14 protein-coding genes, 2 tRNA genes and 3 rRNA genes are annotated in these 18,191 nt (G+C 44.2%); 8 read left to right on the top strand and 11 right to left on the bottom strand.

Annotated elements, in window-relative coordinates; all coding sequences use genetic code 11:
- The first annotated feature begins 348 nt into the window (after positions 1-348).
- The 3 genes from CLI64_RS25085 to aroH all read left to right on the top strand — a co-directional run bounded on the left by CLI64_RS25085 (position 349) and on the right by aroH (position 2,523).
- Positions 349-645, top strand: a complete 297-nt coding sequence (locus tag CLI64_RS25085; RefSeq protein WP_103140863.1) for a hypothetical protein — start codon at positions 349-351, stop codon at positions 643-645.
- A gap of 470 nt (positions 646-1,115) precedes the next feature.
- Positions 1,116-1,937, top strand: coding sequence for a signal peptide peptidase SppA (sppA, locus tag CLI64_RS25080; RefSeq protein WP_103139777.1), 822 nt, complete (start codon positions 1,116-1,118; stop codon positions 1,935-1,937).
- A 172-nt stretch (positions 1,938-2,109) separates the two neighbouring features.
- Positions 2,110-2,523: a chorismate mutase gene (gene aroH, locus CLI64_RS25075; protein WP_103139776.1), complete on the top strand. Its 414-nt coding sequence runs from the start codon at positions 2,110-2,112 to the stop codon at positions 2,521-2,523.
- On the opposite strand, the gene CLI64_RS25070 is transcribed toward aroH, so the two are convergent.
- The 5 genes from CLI64_RS25070 to crtR all read right to left on the bottom strand — a co-directional run bounded on the left by CLI64_RS25070 (position 2,520) and on the right by crtR (position 5,734).
- A complete protein-coding gene (locus CLI64_RS25070; RefSeq protein ID WP_103140862.1) occupies positions 2,520-3,338 on the bottom strand; it encodes an SDR family oxidoreductase in 819 nt (272 codons plus the stop codon). The two genes, aroH and CLI64_RS25070, sit on opposite strands and share 4 nt — an antisense overlap.
- Positions 3,339-3,412: 74 nt before the next feature.
- On the bottom strand, positions 3,413-4,003 hold the full coding sequence (locus CLI64_RS25065; protein WP_103139775.1) for a Crp/Fnr family transcriptional regulator: 591 nt from the start codon (positions 4,001-4,003) through the stop codon (positions 3,413-3,415).
- Positions 4,004-4,032: 29 nt separating this feature from the next.
- Entirely contained in the window at positions 4,033-4,386 is a 354-nt protein-coding gene (locus CLI64_RS25060) for a hypothetical protein (protein WP_103139774.1), read from the bottom strand.
- 14 nt (positions 4,387-4,400) lie between these two features.
- Positions 4,401-4,766 (bottom strand): papain fold toxin domain-containing protein, encoded by a 366-nt coding sequence (locus CLI64_RS25055; RefSeq protein WP_103139773.1) that lies wholly within the window; start codon positions 4,764-4,766, stop codon positions 4,401-4,403.
- 77 nt (positions 4,767-4,843) lie between these two features.
- Positions 4,844-5,734, bottom strand: coding sequence for a beta-carotene hydroxylase (gene crtR, locus CLI64_RS25050; RefSeq protein ID WP_103139772.1), 891 nt, complete (start codon positions 5,732-5,734; stop codon positions 4,844-4,846).
- A gap of 571 nt (positions 5,735-6,305) precedes the next feature.
- Between crtR and pyk the strand changes: the two genes are divergently transcribed.
- Positions 6,306-8,075 (top strand): pyruvate kinase, encoded by a 1,770-nt coding sequence (gene pyk / locus CLI64_RS25045; RefSeq protein ID WP_103139771.1) that lies wholly within the window; start codon positions 6,306-6,308, stop codon positions 8,073-8,075.
- Positions 8,076-8,680: 605 nt separating this feature from the next.
- On the opposite strand, the gene CLI64_RS25040 is transcribed toward pyk, so the two are convergent.
- Positions 8,681-9,601, bottom strand: coding sequence for a histone deacetylase (locus tag CLI64_RS25040; RefSeq protein ID WP_103139770.1), 921 nt, complete (start codon positions 9,599-9,601; stop codon positions 8,681-8,683).
- A 158-nt stretch (positions 9,602-9,759) separates the two neighbouring features.
- Between CLI64_RS25040 and CLI64_RS25035 the strand changes: the two genes are divergently transcribed.
- Genes CLI64_RS25035 through CLI64_RS25025 form a run of 3 tightly spaced genes read left to right on the top strand, consistent with a single transcriptional unit; the run spans position 9,760 to position 11,697 of the window.
- Positions 9,760-10,107, top strand: coding sequence for a DUF952 domain-containing protein (locus CLI64_RS25035; RefSeq protein WP_103139769.1), 348 nt, complete (start codon positions 9,760-9,762; stop codon positions 10,105-10,107).
- 25 nt (positions 10,108-10,132) lie between these two features.
- On the top strand, positions 10,133-10,321 hold the full coding sequence (locus tag CLI64_RS25030; protein ID WP_103139768.1) for a DUF4089 domain-containing protein: 189 nt from the start codon (positions 10,133-10,135) through the stop codon (positions 10,319-10,321).
- Complete coding sequence (locus CLI64_RS25025; RefSeq protein ID WP_103139767.1) at positions 10,318-11,697, top strand: AtzE family amidohydrolase; 1,380 nt, start codon at positions 10,318-10,320, stop codon at positions 11,695-11,697. The genes CLI64_RS25030 and CLI64_RS25025 overlap by 4 nt, the downstream gene beginning before the upstream one ends.
- Positions 11,698-11,776: 79 nt before the next feature.
- Here CLI64_RS25025 and rrf read toward each other — a convergent pair.
- The 5 genes from rrf to CLI64_RS25000 form a co-directional block, all read right to left on the bottom strand.
- Positions 11,777-11,894, bottom strand: a 5S ribosomal RNA gene (gene rrf / locus CLI64_RS25020).
- 175 nt (positions 11,895-12,069) lie between these two features.
- Positions 12,070-14,890 (bottom strand): 23S ribosomal RNA (locus CLI64_RS25015).
- 180 nt (positions 14,891-15,070) lie between these two features.
- Positions 15,071-15,143 (bottom strand) — tRNA-Ala (locus tag CLI64_RS25010).
- An 86-nt stretch (positions 15,144-15,229) separates the two neighbouring features.
- A tRNA-Ile gene (locus CLI64_RS25005) sits at positions 15,230-15,303 on the bottom strand.
- Positions 15,304-15,449: 146 nt separating this feature from the next.
- Positions 15,450-16,936, bottom strand: a 16S ribosomal RNA gene (locus tag CLI64_RS25000).
- Together the 16S, 23S and 5S rRNA genes with 2 tRNA genes alongside form the textbook arrangement of a ribosomal RNA operon.
- 315 nt (positions 16,937-17,251) lie before the next feature.
- Here CLI64_RS25000 and glyQ point away from each other — a divergent pair.
- Positions 17,252-18,136: a glycine--tRNA ligase subunit alpha gene (gene glyQ / locus CLI64_RS24995; RefSeq protein WP_103139766.1), complete on the top strand. Its 885-nt coding sequence runs from the start codon at positions 17,252-17,254 to the stop codon at positions 18,134-18,136.
- Positions 18,137-18,191 lie beyond the last annotated feature (55 nt).

The raw sequence follows: 18,191 nt of genomic DNA, 5'->3' as shown, positions 1-18,191 counted from the left end.
CATCCTGCTTCCCCTGCTTCCTCGTTGCCAATCCCTAGCCCCCAATCCTCTAAATTTCTGGAAATATTAATTTATCGTAATGATTTTCTCAGGATATATAGCTTTTCATGAACACGTTAAAAGTTGTAAAATCCTGTTCCCTAAAAAAATAAGCTTGGTTTAATAAGGGTTTTAGAGATACTTATATTTCTTCTGGGTAATGCACTGAGTGTACCAGGTCACTGTGTTTTTTAATGAAAACTTAAGATTTTTGACAGATTGACCGTTGGGTAACGATCGCACGTATTGTAGAAGAGGACGAATAGCTAATTAGCTATTGTTGACTTGATTTTAGGAGTTGGTCTGATGATGACTACTTTTACTCACTATCTTCGATCTTTGATCTTGGCGATGATTTTTAGTTTCGTGACTCCGTTTATCTTGATCGGTGGTGTATTGCTATTTTTAGGGGTTAGTGGTTATATTCCTCTGTTGCAAGAGCTAGCTGAGATGGCTGCGACTGGAGTATTGAATTTCTTAACTATCTTTGGCAGTGGATCTATTTTTAATGGCATTTTGGTCATTAGCCTCACTTGCGGCTTTGTAGGGGGTCTATTCGATACTTATGTGTACTATCGGTATCAAATTCTGCGTATTGATTCCTAGTGGTGGGCGATCGCTCAGATTTGATAGGTTCAGGTTAAATGCAAGTTAATCCTCATGACTGCTGACCTCATTTAGTTATGGGAATTACTAAGCCAGTATTAATTATATTTATTAATAAGTATTAATTTACGTGCAATCGCGTAGGTCAAAAACCTCTTGGCTTGTAATGAAAAGAGCTAAGAGTGTATTTGAGAATTCATGATTGATGTATAAAAAGCGTTTGACCCCACCCTAACCTTTTTCGGTGACAGGTTTTTTACGCTTTAGGGGTTTGGGGTGTCAGGGTGGAACTAGATTTTTTGTCCCTGCTGGAACGGCTAATGAAGAGAGAATAACAAAACAATATCTATATCAACCAGGAAAAATTTATTAAAATTCCTAGCGGTGATACCGTTTTGAGTTTTCCACAGGGGTCATCTGGTCACTAGACAATTTATAGTGAAATTATTGCTAGGTTTATTTAGTTGCTCATGGTTTGGCCTTTTAAGTCCAAGTTTCGTAAACAAATTGCTAGAATTGAGATTACAGGTGCGATCGCTAGTGCTACGCGCAAACGCGTGCTAGAAGCATTAAAAACCGTCGAAGAAAAGAAATTTCCGGCTTTACTGCTACGTATCGACAGCCCTGGCGGCACAGTTGGGGATTCTCAAGAAATTTATAGTGCGTTAAAGCGGCTACGGGAAAAAATCAAAATTGTCGCCAGTTTTGGTAATATCTCGGCTTCTGGTGGTGTCTACATTGGTATGGGCGCGGAACATATCATGGCGAACCCTGGAACAATCACAGGTAGTATAGGTGTAATTCTGCGTGGGAATAACTTGGAACGCCTACTAGAAAAGATAGGTGTTTCCTTTAAAGTGATTAAGTCAGGCCCCTATAAAGACATTTTGGCATTTGACCGAGAACTCACCGAGCCAGAACAAAACATTCTACAAGAGTTGATTGACACTAGTTATCAGCAATTTGTAGAGACAGTAGCCGAGGGGCGATCTTTAGCGGTAGACAAAGTTAAAAGTTTTGCTGATGGCAGAATTTTCACCGGACAGCAAGCCTTAGAATTGGGTATTGTAGACCGCTTAGGCACAGAAGAAGAAGCCCGTCGCTGGACAGCAGAATTAGTAGGACTTGATCCAGAAAAAACACCCTGTTATACCCTAGAGGAACGCAAACCCTTACTAAGTCGGATTCTACCAGGCAGCCGTCAAGTTTCTTCTAAACTAGGCGCAGGTGTTGATTGGCTGGAATTTGAAATGTCCACAAGTGGTTTGCCATTGTGGTTGTATAGACCTTGAGGGGATTGAGGACTGGGGACTGGGGATTGGGGACAAGGGAGACAAGGGAGACAAGGGAGACAAGGGGGAAAAGGAAGATTTTATTTCCATGCCCAATGCCCAATGCCCCATTCCCAATAACTAATGACTAATGACTAATAACTAATGACTAATAACTAAGGAGGATTTTGGCGTGGAGTGGCGAATTCAGGCTATTCGTGGGGCAACAACCGTTTCGGAAAATACAGTGGCAGCTATGCGAGAAGCGGTGACAGAACTGCTAGATGAACTCGAAAGACGAAATCAACTCCAGCCAGAAGACATGATCAGCGTGACTTTTTCGGTGACGCGTGATTTAGATGCGATTTTCCCGGCGGCGATCGCTAGACCCCGGCCGGGTTGGGATAATGTTGCTATGTTGGATGTACAGCAAATGCACGTTGCAGGTAGTTTACAGCGTTGTGTCCGGTTTTTAATCCACGCTTATTTACCTACTTCTACTCCCATTCATCACATTTATTTGCGTGAAGCTAGAAAACTGCGTCCTGATTGGAGTTTACCCCAAGTTTTACAAGCACCGCAGCCAGTCGTAGAGTCAAAAGTTTAAATTCCTGGGCGCAGAATTTTCTCTGCTACTTGGGGAAACCATCGTTGTAGGAAAAACAGTAGTTTGGTTTTACCGATTCGCATTTCATAGCGATCGCGTGCAAAATCATGCCAAAATTCATTTACCAGTGCATCGGGGGAAATCTTCCCTTTACCCCTTCCTTGAGTCATGGGTGTATCAACTAAGGGCGCGATAATTTCAAATACTTTAATAGATGTGGCTTCGAGTTGCCAGCGCAAGGCTTTAGTGGCAATATGTATCCCCGCTTTGCTACCACAGTAGACAGGCGCGCTTTCTTTGGGAACTAATCCTAAGCCAGAGGAAACATTGATGATTGCGGCTTCGGGCTTGTTCAACAGATGGGGTAACATCAATTTAATCAATTGCAATGGCGCAATTAAATTAGTCCGTAATTCTGCATCTATTAACTCTGGGGTAATTTCTGGATTAGTAAATTCGTAGTTATATTGAATCCCTGCATTATTGACTAGAATATTCACATCTGGATAACTATTAACCAGTCGTTGCAAGTCATGAAAATCTCTTAAGTCTGCAACTTCTGTGATGATGTCAGGAAATATTTGCTTGACTTCAGCCAATTTTTGTGGATTACGCCCCGTAATAATCACTGTATTTCGTGCTTGCAAAAATCTTCGCGCCAATGCCAAGCCAATTCCCGATGAACCTCCCGTGATTAAAACTATGTTGCCTTGAGTTGAGATTTGAGATTTTTGCACTGATAGTTTGATACCTGAGTTTAAAAATGTAATAAAGCCTGTGTGCAAGTTATGATGATGTAATTTTTTCTTCACCATTCCCAATGAAACCCGCATTTTAAAACATCTCATTCAGATATAATCTGGAACAATGGGGAAGTCATTAACTTATGTTAATTAAGCTGAAGATTTTTCCGAATGCGGCTGAGAGACACAGGTGAAATCCCTAGATAAGAGGCAATGTGATATTGCTTAACTCTTGTTTCTAAATAGGGATATTCTGTCAGAAACTTTTGGTATCGCGTGGTTGCATCATCCAAAAGTAACTCCGCCTCGCGTTTTTCTTTCTTGATGAATAATGCCTCAACCAATTTATAATTAATTGTCTGCCAGCATGAATTTTCTGTACATAATTGGGCATACTGGCTATAATCTGCAACTAGTAATAATGAATCTTCTAAAGCTTCAATGAAAAATTGGGCAGGTTGTTTTAAAATTAGCGCACTGTAAGCAGTCACAAAATGATTTTCTGGACAAAATGATTTTGTAAATTCACTACCTGCTGAGTTGACATAGTAAAGGCGTAAAAGTCCTGAAACCACAAAGGCGATGCGAGCAGGGATTTCGCCTGCCCTAACTAAAAATTCTCCAGTATTTAAGGTGATTTCTTGAAAGACATAGTTTAATTTTGCAAGTTCATCTGCTGGCATCTCAACCAAAGTCGGCAAAACATTGCTCAGTCGGAGATAGGCAGGATTCAACATAGAATTTCATAGAAAGAGTTTTGACTCTCTCATTCTCGGTTGGCTGTCAAGATATTTGTATTAGTTGAGCAATCTTCATTATTTTCTGTTTGTGTGAATTCTGCAAATAGTTTGAAAAATTGCTCCAATGCAGCATTTTCATCTTGAGAGAAAAAGAGAATAATTTGATCCCAAGTTTGATGAGATGATAAATGGAATTTTTGCTGAATCCAACTTTGAAATTCTGAAAACTTCTTTTCTTGCGGTGTTGGAGGGATTTGCATTTGGCGACGCGCAAAACAATAACCAGCTAAAAAAGTACGAAGGTTAGATACGGAAGCGCGTCCTAAATACATACTAGGGCGTTTCTGGATATTGCTAATCAGATCATAAAAATCAGTCATCTATTCCTCTAAACTTAAAATTCAGTTTCGGTAATTTGGAAATTGCCACCTAAATCTTGAGCAACGCAGTAGAGGTTACTTATCCAGTTTACTCTGCTAATTCCTGCGGGGTGGATGTTATCAAATATAAATTCTTGACCATCAATTTCAACTGCGATCGCTTCATGTCTCCCATTGATAGAGATATTTTGTCGCAGGCGTTCATGATAGATGTTACAAAAGGGGTCTTCTGTACTACCTGTGAATAGGCTAACCTGTTTGCCTGGAATATTATCAGCAATCAGAAATTCTCGCAGGGCTACAGCACAGGAAACACATTCAAAAATCTGGAACTGTTCAGCGATCACTCTTAATTGGCTACGAAGGCTATCATTGGTCATGATGTAGTTTTTTCAGGTAGTATCTATTGGTATAAAAAGTAATTTGTACTACCTGAAATCTTTTGGTTATCAGAAATCTATTCTTTGTGGCGATGAAATCTAATTCCTAAAAAGATGTCGTAAACAAATTCCCAGAAATCTTTTTTCTGCAATAATCCTGAAGTTTGATAACATCCTTTTTCATCTAACAGTGGCTTCATTACATAATAAGCAGGTTGATAGTTATACCAGGGGATAGAAGGCCACAAATGATGAATGAGATGATAATTTTGACCGAGAATTAATATATTGAGCAGTTTACCAGGATAGACACGGGCATTTTTCCAGCGATCGCGCTCCACAAAGGGACGATGGGGTAGATAATCAAAAAATAAGCCTAGTGCTATCCCCACAATAAATGCGGGAATAAACCAGAAGTTCAGAATGTAGCCTAAAAAGTGGTACTGCACGGAAATATAGACAATCGAAACCACAATCAAGCGGCTAATAAACCACTCTAGTAATTCATATTTGCGCCACAGTTGACGTTGAAAGAAAAAGACTTCATGATACAAAAACCTGACAGCAATTAACCAAAGCGGCCCGCCTGTAGAGACGTAATGATCAGGGTCATCTTTGGGATGATTGACATGGGCGTGATGCTGTAGATGTACTCGCGTAAATACAGGAAAGGCAAAGGCTAGTATTAAAGCACTACCATGACCTAACATGGCATTAATTATCCGGTTGCGGTGAGCAGATTGATGACAAGCATCATGAATCACTGTCCCCGCACAATGTAAAGCTAAGGTGTTGATGCTAAAGCACACCCAATGAGGCCATTGCCAAAGCCAATAGCCAAAGTTGGAAAATACCAACATCCCCACAGATGCAAAAAATAACAGCATCGTGGGATTAAAATCACCAGGAGGCGTTAAAAATTCCTTGGGTGGGACTTTTAAAGGCTGTTGTGCCTCCAATGTGAGCATTAGTATCTCCTTTTTGATCGAATCATTACGAATATACGACAAAGATTAGTGAATAATAAAGTTTTATAAGCTTTTGTATAGCAAGATTTATCTACATCTTGACGATTATGTAGATAAATGACGCTATGATTCCAGACAAGACAATCAGTCTTTGCTGATGAGGGTGTGCTATCCACATAACGAATAAGCTTGATGTAAAAATCTCTTGTTGAGGGAGGATGGAACACAGATTGTTGTACCATATGTACTCTGTGATACAGTTTTGCTACTTCTGGTGCAATAACTGACTATCAAATGCCCCTCAACTCACCTTACTCAGTGCTGTTAGCGGAAGCGGGGCGTTTAGCCCGTGCTGTTAGCGGTAGCGCGGCGTTTAGCCGGTGTTGAGTAAAGTACGAATTATTCAATAATTTCGCACTTGGTAAATGTCCCACCCATCGGTGGAATCCTATTGCCCTGAGTTGGTCAATACTCCGTTTTTTGTAGACGGTTTTTTAACTCAGCACTCAGCACTTTCAACTCAGCACTCCTCAACTATGACTCACTAAATAGCTCCCTAGTATCAGCCCCTATGCAATTAAGAGATTCTGTACGCCGAACAAAAATTGTCGCGACAATAGGCCCCGCCACCAGCAGCCCGGAAATGCTAAAGGCAATTATTGAAGCGGGTGCAACCACGCTACGGCTTAACTTCTCCCACGGCTCTCATGCCGACCATCAGCGTAATATCCGCCTAATTCGGCAAACCGCCTTTGAACTAAATCAGCCAGTAGCAATTCTCCAAGACTTGCAAGGGCCAAAAATTCGCTTGGGAAAATTTGAGAATGGGTCTATAGTTTTAGCTAAAGGCGATCGCTTCACCTTGACAAATCGCCCAGTAGTCGGCACTCAAGAAATTAGCTGTGTCACCTACGAATACCTAGCAGATGAAGTCCCCGTGGGTGCAAAAATCCTCCTCGATGATGGTCGGGTAGAAATGGTAGTAGAGGATATCAACCGCGATAAGGGTGATTTGCATTGTCGGGTAACGGTCGCGGGTAAATTATCTAACAATAAAGGTGTCAACTTCCCTGGGGTTTACCTTTCTATTAAAGCCATGACCGACAAAGACCGCGAGGATTTGATGTTCGGTCTAGACCAAGGTGTAGATTGGGTAGCGTTGTCCTTCGTCCGTAACCCCCAAGACATCATCGAAATTAAAGAACTGATTTCCAGCACAGGGAAGCAAGTTCCAGTAGTTGCCAAGATCGAAAAGCATGAAGCGATAGAACAAATGGAAGCCGTTCTTGCTTTATGTGACGGTGTCATGGTGGCTAGAGGGGACTTAGGGGTAGAACTACCAGCCGAAGATGTTCCTGTATTGCAAAAACGCCTCATTGCAACAGCCAACCGTTTGGGGATTCCCATCATCACCGCTACCCAAATGTTAGACAGTATGGTGAGTAACCCCCGTCCTACCCGCGCGGAAGTTTCCGACGTAGCCAACGCGATTTTAGACGGTACAGATGCGGTGATGCTCTCTAACGAAACTGCTGTGGGTAGCTATCCTGTGGAAGCTGTGGCGACAATGGCGCGAATTGCAGAACGCATCGAACAAGAAGAAGCTAATAGTGCTAAATTACGACAACTCAGAGATAACCGTCGTTCCATTCCCAACGCCATTAGCCAAGCTGTAGGGCAAATTGCTGAACAGTTGGGAGCCGCCGCCATTATGACATTAACCCAAACTGGGGCAACAGCTCGCAACGTCTCGAAGTTCCGTCCCCACACACCAATTTTAGCAGTTACACCCCACGTCAACGTAGCCCGACAGCTACAGATGGTCTGGGGAGTGAAACCACTGTTAGTCTTAGAATTACCTTCTGCTGGTCAAACCTTCCAAGCGGCGATTAACGTGGCTCAGGAAAATAAATTACTGTTTGAAGGTGATTTGGTCGTCATGACTGCTGGTACACTCCAAGGGGTTTCCGGTTCGACGGATTTAATTAAAGTTGAAGTCGTAACAGCCATACTTGGTCAAGGTATTGGACTGGGACAAGGTTCAATTAGCGGTCGTGCTAGAGTGGCTCACACGGGACTAGATGCTACTAACTTTAACCCAGGTGATATTTTGGTTGCTTCTCACACTGGTGCTGAGTATGTAGATGCGATTCGCAAAGCTGGGGGAATTATCACCGAAGATGAAAGTTTGACTAGTCACGCAGCTGTGATTGGTTTACGTCTAGGTGTACCCGTAATTGTGGGTGTTAAGAAAGCTACAGAAGTCATTCGGGATGGGGCGATTCTCACGATGGATTTACAACGGGGTTTAATTTACTCTGGCGCAGTGGGAACACCGTAACAATTCAAAATACCCTACAGGTAGGCTTACCCTGCATTTTTCACAAACAGTAGGGGCGGGGTCACAGATATACTAATATCATTCACGAAGATTTTGTTCTACCCGCCCCTACAGACTCTGGACTGAGGTCGCAAGAATTTTTGAGAAATCCAGGTTACGCGATCATAAGAGAAGCAACCGGCAAAATTCAAAATTCAAAATGAGGTTTTGGATTTTGAATTGCTTAATAAATCTTGGTACCTTCATAAATTTAGCGATGAAGAATTTGGCAGTTTTTAAGAATATTAAAAACTGCTAAAGTCTTCATCTTTATTGTTTTAAGTAATTTAATTATGGCTGTTGTCATTAGAGTTAGCACACAGCATGTTTGAGAACAGATTCCATAGCAGGTTATAAATCAGCACAAGAGGATAAGATGTGGTGAATATAGGCAAGCCTTTGTTCTCTCTATAAAGAAAGATATATATCTGACACCAACAACCATGCTGTTCGCCGTGTAGATTTATATACGCTAGATGTGATAACTCTAAAATTCCTTGGTTTGTGTATGCCTAATGTTTGTATTCACCATAAATTTTATTTAAGCGTTACTCAAAAAGTCACAACTAAACTAAGCAACGTTCAATAGTAGCAACAACTGATTGGCTAAGAGAATCAAACTCATAACCACCTTCCAAGCCAAAGAGAATTTTACGTGTAATTCCCAAACAAGCATCTGTAAACAAACCATAATCATTTGGTTGTAAATTGATACTAGCTAAAGGATCTTCGGCATTACCATCATAGCCAGCACTAACAATGAGTAAATCTGGCTGAAATTCCGTTAGAAAAGGTACTACTTTTTTCTCCAGAAGCGGTTGATAGACTCCGATATCGCTACCTGGAGGTACAGGTAGATTTAAAACGTTATTATGAAAGCCTTTTTCTGTAGCTCTCCCAGTACCAGGATAACAGGGATACTGATGCACAGAACAGTAAGCGATTTGGGGATGAAGTTCCACGATCGCCTGCGTACCGTTACCATGATGTACATCCCAATCCAGGATAGCTACACGGTCAACTCCTGGTTGTTCTAAAGCATAAAAAGCGGCGATCGCTGCGTTAGAAAATAAACAAAAACCCATCCCTGCATCGGTTTCAGCATGATGTCCTGGTGGGCGAGATAACACAAAAGCTGGATTCGCTGCACTTAAAACTGCATCAATACCATCTAGCCAAGCACTCACCGCTAATAATGCTACATCATAACTACGAGGAGAAACGGGAGTATCACCATCTAAATAACCGCCACCAGTAGCCGCAATTTTCTGGACTTTATTGATGTAAGCTGGGCTATGAGCCTTGAGCAGAAACTGCATAACTGATGTATTCTCTAATACAGAAGTAGGCGATCGCCATATAAGCTTGGGAGCAAACGCAGCTTCCTTTAAAGCATTAACTATCGCCTGTAAGCGTTCTGGCTTTTCTGGGTGGTAACTTCCAGTTTTGTGATCTAGAAACTCATCAGAATAGATAACTGAAAACATAGGGTATAACATTGGCAGCAAGATACTGAAGGCCATTGTATACTCGTTAAACCGATTCAAAAGTACGACCAATCATTTCATCTATAGATTCATCTAGATTTGGGCTTCTGTCTTGGTGAATTAATCTGTGAATTTTTCTCAAACATCATTCAATTACTATGAACACGATTCTTCACATAACCAAGCGAGAAAGATGGGAAGGAGCAAAAAATATTGGGACGTATAGTGACGATTCACTCAATACTGAAGGATTCATCCATTGTTCTCAAACCAAACAAATTATCCAAGTTGCAAATAGATTTTTTCATCATCAACAAGGATTGGTCATTCTTTTGATTGATTCTTCTCAAGTCAAATCTGAAATTCGCTACGAGGAGGCTGATGGAGAACTATTTCCTCATATCTATGGGGAGTTAAATCTCGATGCTGTGTATCAAGTTATCGACTTTGAACCCGAAGCCGATGGTTTATTTAAGCTACCACCAGAAGCGATGAATTTAGAATAACTAATAACCTAGATGTAAAAAAGACATGGATAATCAAGAGTTGGATGTGGCTGTGTATGTTGATCAAATGGCTTTGCTGTTGGATTTGCCGATAAAAGATGAATATCGAGATGAAGTAGTAGCAAATTTTGAGAGAATAAAAGCGATCGCTCAACTAGTTAACTCCTTTCCTTTACCGGAAAGTATGGAAGCCGCACCAGTATTTGAACCATGAATGATGCTGTATCAATCGCCACGAATATCCGTACAGGCAAAGTTAGTGCAGTAGAAGTTGCCAAAACTGCCTTAGCTAATATATCAGCACGCGATCGCTTCCTCAATTGTTTCACTACTGTAACGGCAGAAACAGCTCTGGCAGATGCAGCGCACATCGATAATGAAATTGCTCAAGGTAATAATCCTGGGTTACTAGCTGGTGTACCCTTTGCTGTCAAAAACCTATTTGATATTGCTGGCTTAACAACTTTGGCTGGTGCAAAAATCAATGCTGAAAATCCTCCAGCTACTCAAGATGCGACAGCAATAGCTAAACTCAAACAGGCGGGTGCTGTTTTAGTGGGTGCGTTAAATATGGATGAGTACGCCTATGGATTCGTCACCGAAAATCATCATTATGGTAATACCCGCAACCCTCACGATTTACAGCGTGTAGCTGGTGGTTCATCCGGTGGTTCTGCGGCGGCTGTTGCGGCTAGATTAGTTCCATTCACACTGGGTTCTGATACCAATGGTTCAATTCGTGTTCCCGCCGCATTATGTGGTGTGTTTGGTTTCAAGCCAACTTACGGACGCTTATCCCGTGCAGGTGTAGCTTTATTCTCTAGTAGTCTTGACCACATCGGCCCCTTAGCGGGTTCAGTCAGAGATATCGCCACAATATTTGATGTACTGCAAGGTGAAGATCATCGTGATCCTGTATGTACTAAAAGACCAGAAGAAGCAACATTACCCCAACTACATCAAGATATATCTGGTTTGAGAATTGCGATCGCCGATGACTATTTTGCTCAAGGTGCAGACTCAGAAGCATTAGCAGCAGTACACAAAGTTGCAGATGCGCTAAATGTCAAGCAATACATTACATTGCCAGAAGCGCACAGAGCAAGAGCAGCAGCATTTGTAATCACAGCCTGTGAAGGTGCAAATTTACACTTAGATAAACTGCGATCTCGTCCCCAAGATTTTGACCCCGCAACACGCGATCGTTTTTTAGCAGGTGCATTAATACCGAATAATTGGTACTTACAAGCACAACGTTTTCGGAGATGGTATCGCGAACATCTTCAAAAAGTTTTTCAGCAAGTGGATGTCATATTAGCCCCAACAACACCCATCAAAGCACCTCTAATTGGTCAAAATATCATGGTTTTAGATGGTGAAGAAATACTTGTTCGTCCCCATTTAGGTTTATTTACTCAACCATTGTCTTTTATTGGATTACCCGTATTATCAATACCAGTTCAGCATTCCAATACTTTACCTTTAGGTGTGCAATTGATAGCCGCACCATACAACGAAGGGATTATTTTAAAGGTAGCATCTGTCTTGGAAACTCAAGGAGTAGTTTCAGCAAGAATAGAAAAAGCATAAAGGCATACAAGAAGTATTATCCTAACAAAAAAGAATCCCCTTCAGATAGAAAGGGATTCTTCTTTGTTTAGAAAAAAGAACCTGGCGACGAGCGATTGTAGCAGGAGGCGACCCTCAAACTATCGTAGCCGCAGCAGCGTTTCACAACTGAGTTCGGGAAGGGGTCAGAGTGGTTCCACCGCGCCATAGACACCAGGAAAGAATTCAAAATTCAAAATTCAAAATTCAAGAAAGAATCAGGAACTTTAAATTCGAGGGTACACAAGACCCTGAAGACTGCAAGAAACGCGAATTTTGATGTTCACCAATGTTTGGTTCAAATCCCAAAATTCAATTTTCTAATTTTGAATTTTGAATTTTGAATTGATTTGTGAGGTCAAGCCCTCGGTCTATTAGCACGGCTCGGCTACATACATTACTGCACTTCCACCTACCGCCTATGAACCTGTGTTCTACAGGTGACCTTACTCACTTCAAGTGATGAGAACACTCATCTTGAGGTGGGCTTCCCACTTAGATGCTTTCAGCGGTTATCCGCTCCGCACTTGGCTACCCAGCGTCTACTGTTGGTACAATAACTGGTACACCAGCGGTGCGTCCTTCCCGGTCCTCTCGTACTAAGGAAGGCTCCTCTCAATGTTCTAACGCCTGCACCGGATATGGACCGAACTGTCTCACGACGTTCTGAACCCAGCTCACGTACCGCTTTAATGGGCGAACAGCCCAACCCTTGGGACGTACTTCCGCCCCAGGTTGCGATGAGCCGACATCGAGGTGCCAAACCTCCCCGTCGATGTGGACTCTTGGGGGAGATCAGCCTGTTATCCCTAGAGTAACTTTTATCCGTTGAGCGACGGCCATTCCACTCTGCGCCGTCGGATCACTAAGGCCTACTTTCGTACCTGCTCGAGTTGTCTCTCTTGCAGTCAAGCTCCCTTTTTGCCTTTACACTCGCCGCACGGTTTCCAAGCGTGCTGAGGGAACCTTTGCGCGCCTCCGTTACCTTTTAGGAGGCGACCGCCCCAGTCAAACTGCCCACCTGAAACTGTCCTTCTACCGGATGACGGTAGTAAGTTAGAATCCTAGCTTCGCCAGAGTGGTATCTCACCGTTGACTCCATATCCCCCACAAGGAATATCTCTTCGTCTCCCACCTATCCTGCGCAAGCGAAGCCCGGACACAATTCCAGGCTACAGTAAAGCTTCATAGGGTCTTTCTGTCCAGGTGCAGGCAGTCCGTATCTTCACAGACATTCCTATTTCGCCGAGTCTCTCTCTGAGACACCATCCAGATCGTTACGCCTTTCGTGCGGGTCGGAACTTACCCGACAAGGAATTTCGCTACCTTAGGACCGTTATAGTTACGGCCGCCGTTCACCGGGGCTTCGGTCGTCAGCTTCATGTTTCCACTGACCAACTTCCTTAACCTTCCGGCACTGGGCAGGCGTCAGCCCCCATACTTCCTCTTACGAGTTTGCGGAGACCTGTGTTTTTGGTAAACAGTCGCCTGGATCTCTTCACTGCGACCCACTCTCGTGGGCACCCCTTCTTCCGAAGTTACGGGGCCATTTTGCCGAGTTCCTTAGAGAGAGTTATCTCGCGCCCCTTGGTATTCTCAACCTCCCTACCTGTGTCGGTTTCGGGTACGGGTAATCTACGTTCATCACATTACTAGCTTTTCTTGGCACTATCCTTCACTATGCGGAGTTCGTAAACTCCTCCCAAACCAATCAGGGTATAGCTATCTTTCATGCGTCCCTAATAATGCTCCCGTAAATTAGTCAGGGATTGTTGACCCTGTGTCCATCGACTACGCCTTTCGGCCTCGCCTTAGGTCCCGACTAACCCAGAGTGGACGAACCTGGCTCTGGAACCCTTAGGGTTTCGGGGCATTGGATTCTCACCAATGTTTGCGCTACTCAAGCCGACATTCTCACTTCTATACAGTCCACACCTGCTCGCCGCTAGTGCTTCACCCCATATAGAACGCTCCCCTACCGATTAATTTCTTAATCCCACAGCTTCGGTACATCGCTTAGCCCCGTTCATTTTCGGCGCAAGACCGCTTGACTAGTGAGCTATTACGCACTCTTTCAAGGGTGGCTGCTTCTAGGCAAACCTCCTAGTTGTCTTTGCAGTCTCACCTCCTTTCTCACTTAGCGATGATTTGGGGACCTTAGCTGGTGGTCTGGGCTGTTTCCCTCTTGACAATGAAGCTTATCCCCCACTGTCTCACTGGCAATGTGTGCATCGGGTATTCTGAGTTTGTCTCGATTTGGTACCGGTCTCCCAGCCCGCACCGAAACAGTGCTTTACCCCCCGACTATATTCATTACCGCTGCGCCTCAACACATTTCGGGGAGAACCAGCTAGCTCCTGGTTCGATTGGCATTTCACCCCTAACCACACCTCATCCGCCGATTTTTCAACATCGGTCGGTTCGGACCTCCACTTGGTGTTACCCAAGCTTCATCCTGGACATGGTTAGATCACCAGGGTTCGGGTCTATAACTACTGATTATCGCCCTCTTCAGACTCGGTTTCCCTTTGGCTCCAGCTACCACGCTTTAACCTACCAGTACCTATAACTCGCCGGCTCATTCTTCAACAGGCACGCGGTCATCCGTTTAATCGGACTCCCACTGCTTGTAAGCTGACGGTTTCATGTTCTTTTTCACTCCCCTTTCGGGGTTCTTTTCACCTTTCCCTCGCGGTACTTGTTCTCTATCGGTCACACAGTAGTATTTAGCCTTACGAGATGGTCCTCGCTGATTCACATGGGATTCCTCGTGCCCCATGCTACTCGGGATTCAGCTTCTATCCTTGAGTTTTCGACTACAAGACTTTCACTTTCTCTGGTGCATCTTTTCAATGCTTCGTCTAACCGCTAGATTCGATTTTGCTGTCCCACTACCCCAGTCAGTAAACCAACTGGTTTAGGCTCTTCCCCTTTCGCTCACCACTACTTAGGGAATCTCTTTTGATTTCTTTTCCTCCAGCTACTAAGATGTTTCAGTTCGCTGGGTTGGCTCTTTCCTGTCTATATATTCAACAGGTAGTATCAAGGGTTGCCCCATTCGGACACCTCCGGCTCAATGTTTGCTTCCAACTCCCCGGAGTATTTCGTCGGTAACCACGTCCTTCTTCGCCTCTGTGTGCCTAGGTATCCACCATCAGCTCTTATTCGCTTGACCACTTTTTACATTGGTTCAAATCCTGCAAACACTTTCATCCTGAAGATTCTTGTGTCTGCCTGCTCTTTTCGCGTTTCTATGCAGTTTTCAAGGTTCTGGCTGAGTTTCCTCAGCAGTCTAACTACCGTTAGTTGCTGATTTTTTCTCTGTTTTTCCGAAGCTTTTTTGCTTCTTTTCATGTGGAGGTTAGCGGACTCGAACCGCTGACATCCTGCTTGCAAAGCAGGCGCTCTACCAACTGAGCTAAACCCCCCCACACAATTCAAAATTAAAAATTCAAAATTCAAAATTAAATAAGCCATTTTGAATTTTGCATTTTGAATTTTGCATTGATTCAGGTGGGCCATCCTGGACTCGAACCAGGGACCTCACCCTTATCAGGGGTGCGCTCTAACCACCTGAGCTAATAGCCCAAAAGAACCTCATTATTAGTTTGAAAGCCTATTCAACTTCTGCGACCGACCTAGAGTAGACCATCTCAGTCTCTATTCGCTCTTCGCTTCTAGCTTTTGGCTTTCGGCTCTTCGCTTTCGATTTCTGATTTGGGTAGGTCTCCCTAAAAGGAGGTGATCCAGCCACACCTTCCGGTACGGCTACCTTGTTACGACTTCACCCCAGTCACCAGTCCTACCTTAGGCATCCCCCTCCTCGAAAGGTTGAGGTAATGACTTCGGGCGTGACCAGCTTCCATGGTGTGACGGGCGGTGTGTACAAGGCCCGGGAACGAATTCACTGCAGTATGCTGACCTGCAATTACTAGCGATTCCTCCTTCACGAAGGCGAGTTGCAGCCTTCGATCTGAACTGAGCTACGGTTTCTGAGATTTGCATCACATCGCTGTGTAGCTGCCCTTTGTCCGTAGCATTGTAGTACGTGTGTAGCCCAAGACGTAAGGGGCATGCTGACTTGACGTCATCCCCACCTTCCTCCGGTTTGTCACCGGCAGTCTCTCTAGAGTTCCCAACCTAATGCTGGCAACTAAAGACGAGGGTTGCGCTCGTTGCGGGACTTAACCCAACATCTCACGACACGAGCTGACGACAGCCATGCACCACCTGTGTTCGCGCTCCCTAAGGCACTTCCCCCTTTCAGGGAAATTCGCGACATGTCAAGTCTTGGTAAGGTTCTTCGCGTTGCATCGAATTAAACCACATACTCCACCGCTTGTGCGGGCCCCCGTCAATTCCTTTGAGTTTCACACTTGCGTGCGTACTCCCCAGGCGGGATACTTAACGCGTTAGCTCCGGCACGGCTCGGGTCGATACAAGCCACGCCTAGTATCCATCGTTTACGGCTAGGACTACTGGGGTATCTAATCCCATTCGCTCCCCTAGCTTTCGTCCCTCAGTGTCAGTTACGGCCTAGTAGCACGCTTTCGCCACCGGTGTTCTTCCTGATCTCTACGCATTTCACCGCTACACCAGGAATTCCTGCTACCCCGAACGCACTCTAGCTTTGTAGTTTCCACTGCTTTTATGAGGTTAAGCCTCACTCTTTAACAGCAGACTTTCAATGCCACCTGCGGACCCTTTACGCCCAATCATTCCGGATAACGCTTGCATCCTCCGTATTACCGCGGCTGCTGGCACGGAGTTAGCCGATGCTTATTCCTCAAGTACCTTCAGAATTATTCCTTGAGAAAAGAGGTTTACAACCCAAGAGCCTTCCTCCCTCACGCGGTATTGCTCCGTCAGGCTTTCGCCCATTGCGGAAAATTCCCCACTGCTGCCTCCCGTAGGAGTCTGGGCCGTGTCTCAGTCCCAGTGTGGCTGATCATCCTCTCAGACCAGCTACTGATCGTCGCCTTGGTGCGCTCTTACCACACCAACTAGCTAATCAGACGCGAGCTCATCTCTAGGCAGCAAGCCTTTTACCTTTCGGCACATCCGGTATTAGCCACCGTTTCCAGTGGTTGTCCCCGACCTAGAGCTAGATTCTCACGCGTTACTCACCCGTCCGCCACTATCACCGAAGTGACCGTTCGACTTGCATGTGTTAAGCATACCGCCAGCGTTCATCCTGAGCCAGGATCAAACTCTCCGTTTTGTTAGATTGTTTGTTTAGCTCTTTCTTTGGCTGCTCTTTCTACACCTCAGCCTGGTGTTGTATTTTTCTTGACGCAGGCTAGTTGTTTTTTTCTGGCTTTCAAACTATAATTTTTTCAAGGTTCGGTCGCCCGGACTGCGCTTCGTCGCGCTCGTCTCTCAGGCACTTACTCAATATAGCTAATCCGACTTGGTGTGTCAACACCTTTTCTAAACTTTTTCGTCTCTTTTTTTCTCTCCCCCCTTCAACTCCCCACTGTCAGGCTTTCTACGCCACAATAGTCTATGCACTTTCCTGACTTTGGAGCCGAATCTCGTGAATTTTCAGTCTGTTATCTCTACTCTCCATCATTTCTGGTCTGAGCGTGGCTGCTTGATTGCTCAGCCTTACGATATTGAGAAGGGCGCAGGGACGAAAAATCCCCATACGTTTTTAAGGGCTTTAGGCCCTGAGCCTTGGTCTGTTGCTTATGTTGAGCCATGTCGTCGCCCTACAGATGGACGCTATGGTGAAAATCCGAATCGTTTCCAGCATTATTATCAGTACCAAGTTTTAATTAAGCCGTCGCCAGATAATATCCAAGAGATTTATCTTGATTCGTTGCGAGCATTGGGAATTCGGCCGGAAGATCATGATATTCGCTTTGTGGAAGATAACTGGGAAGATGCGACAGTAGGTGCTTGGGGTACGGGCTGGGAAGTCTGGTTAGATGGGATGGAAATTACTCAATTTACTTACTTCCAGCAATGTGGGGGTATTGATTGCCGTCCAGTGTCGATTGAGATTACATATGGTTTAGAGCGGTTGGCGATGTATCTCCAGGAAGTGGAGGCAATTACTAAAATCCATTGGACAGATAATATTACTTATGGTGATATTTTTCTGCAAAATGAGATTGAGCAGAGTACCTATAATTTTGAAGCGTCTAACCCTGAATTACTGCTGACTCTGTTTAGCTTGTATGAACAGGAGGCTACTCAGTTAACAGAGAAAGGATTAGTGTTGCCTAGCTTGGATTATGTAATGAAGTGTTCGCATACATTCAATTTGCTGGATGCAAGAGGCGTGATATCGGTGACTGAGAGAACGCGGTATATCGCTAGGATTCGCCATTTGGCAAGGAAGGTAGCTAATCTATATGTTGAGCAACGAGAGAAATTGGGTTTCCCGTTGTTGAAAACAGCCTCTGTTACTCAGTAGAAAAAGTATTTGCCAGCTATTGTAATTGTTGGAGAGGCGTGTTACATTTCTGCCT

The sequence above is a fragment of the Nostoc sp. CENA543 genome (genome assembly GCF_002896875.1).
Lineage (GTDB): Bacteria > Cyanobacteriota > Cyanobacteriia > Cyanobacteriales > Nostocaceae > Trichormus.
Note: the sequence above shows the minus strand (reverse complement) of the source record. Positions and strands in the feature narration are given on the sequence as shown.

Bases quoted from the DNA above. Each gene is read 5' to 3' on its own strand.
- CLI64_RS25085 (WP_103140863.1), top strand. From the start codon at position 349: ATGACTACTTTTACTCACTATCTTCGATCTTTGATCTTGGCGATGATT.
- sppA (WP_103139777.1), top strand. From the start codon at position 1,116: ATGGTTTGGCCTTTTAAGTCCAAGTTTCGTAAACAAATTGCTAGAATT.
- CLI64_RS25070 (WP_103140862.1), bottom strand. From the start codon at position 3,338: ATGGTGAAGAAAAAATTACATCATCATAACTTGCACACAGGCTTTATT.
- CLI64_RS25065 (WP_103139775.1), bottom strand. From the start codon at position 4,003: ATGTTGAATCCTGCCTATCTCCGACTGAGCAATGTTTTGCCGACTTTG.
- CLI64_RS25060 (WP_103139774.1), bottom strand. From the start codon at position 4,386: ATGACTGATTTTTATGATCTGATTAGCAATATCCAGAAACGCCCTAGT.
- CLI64_RS25055 (WP_103139773.1), bottom strand. From the start codon at position 4,766: ATGACCAATGATAGCCTTCGTAGCCAATTAAGAGTGATCGCTGAACAG.
- crtR (WP_103139772.1), bottom strand. From the start codon at position 5,734: ATGCTCACATTGGAGGCACAACAGCCTTTAAAAGTCCCACCCAAGGAA.
- pyk (WP_103139771.1), top strand. From the start codon at position 6,306: ATGCAATTAAGAGATTCTGTACGCCGAACAAAAATTGTCGCGACAATA.
- CLI64_RS25040 (WP_103139770.1), bottom strand. From the start codon at position 9,601: ATGTTTTCAGTTATCTATTCTGATGAGTTTCTAGATCACAAAACTGGA.
- CLI64_RS25035 (WP_103139769.1), top strand. From the start codon at position 9,760: ATGAACACGATTCTTCACATAACCAAGCGAGAAAGATGGGAAGGAGCA.
- CLI64_RS25030 (WP_103139768.1), top strand. From the start codon at position 10,133: ATGGATAATCAAGAGTTGGATGTGGCTGTGTATGTTGATCAAATGGCT.
- CLI64_RS25025 (WP_103139767.1), top strand. From the start codon at position 10,318: ATGAATGATGCTGTATCAATCGCCACGAATATCCGTACAGGCAAAGTT.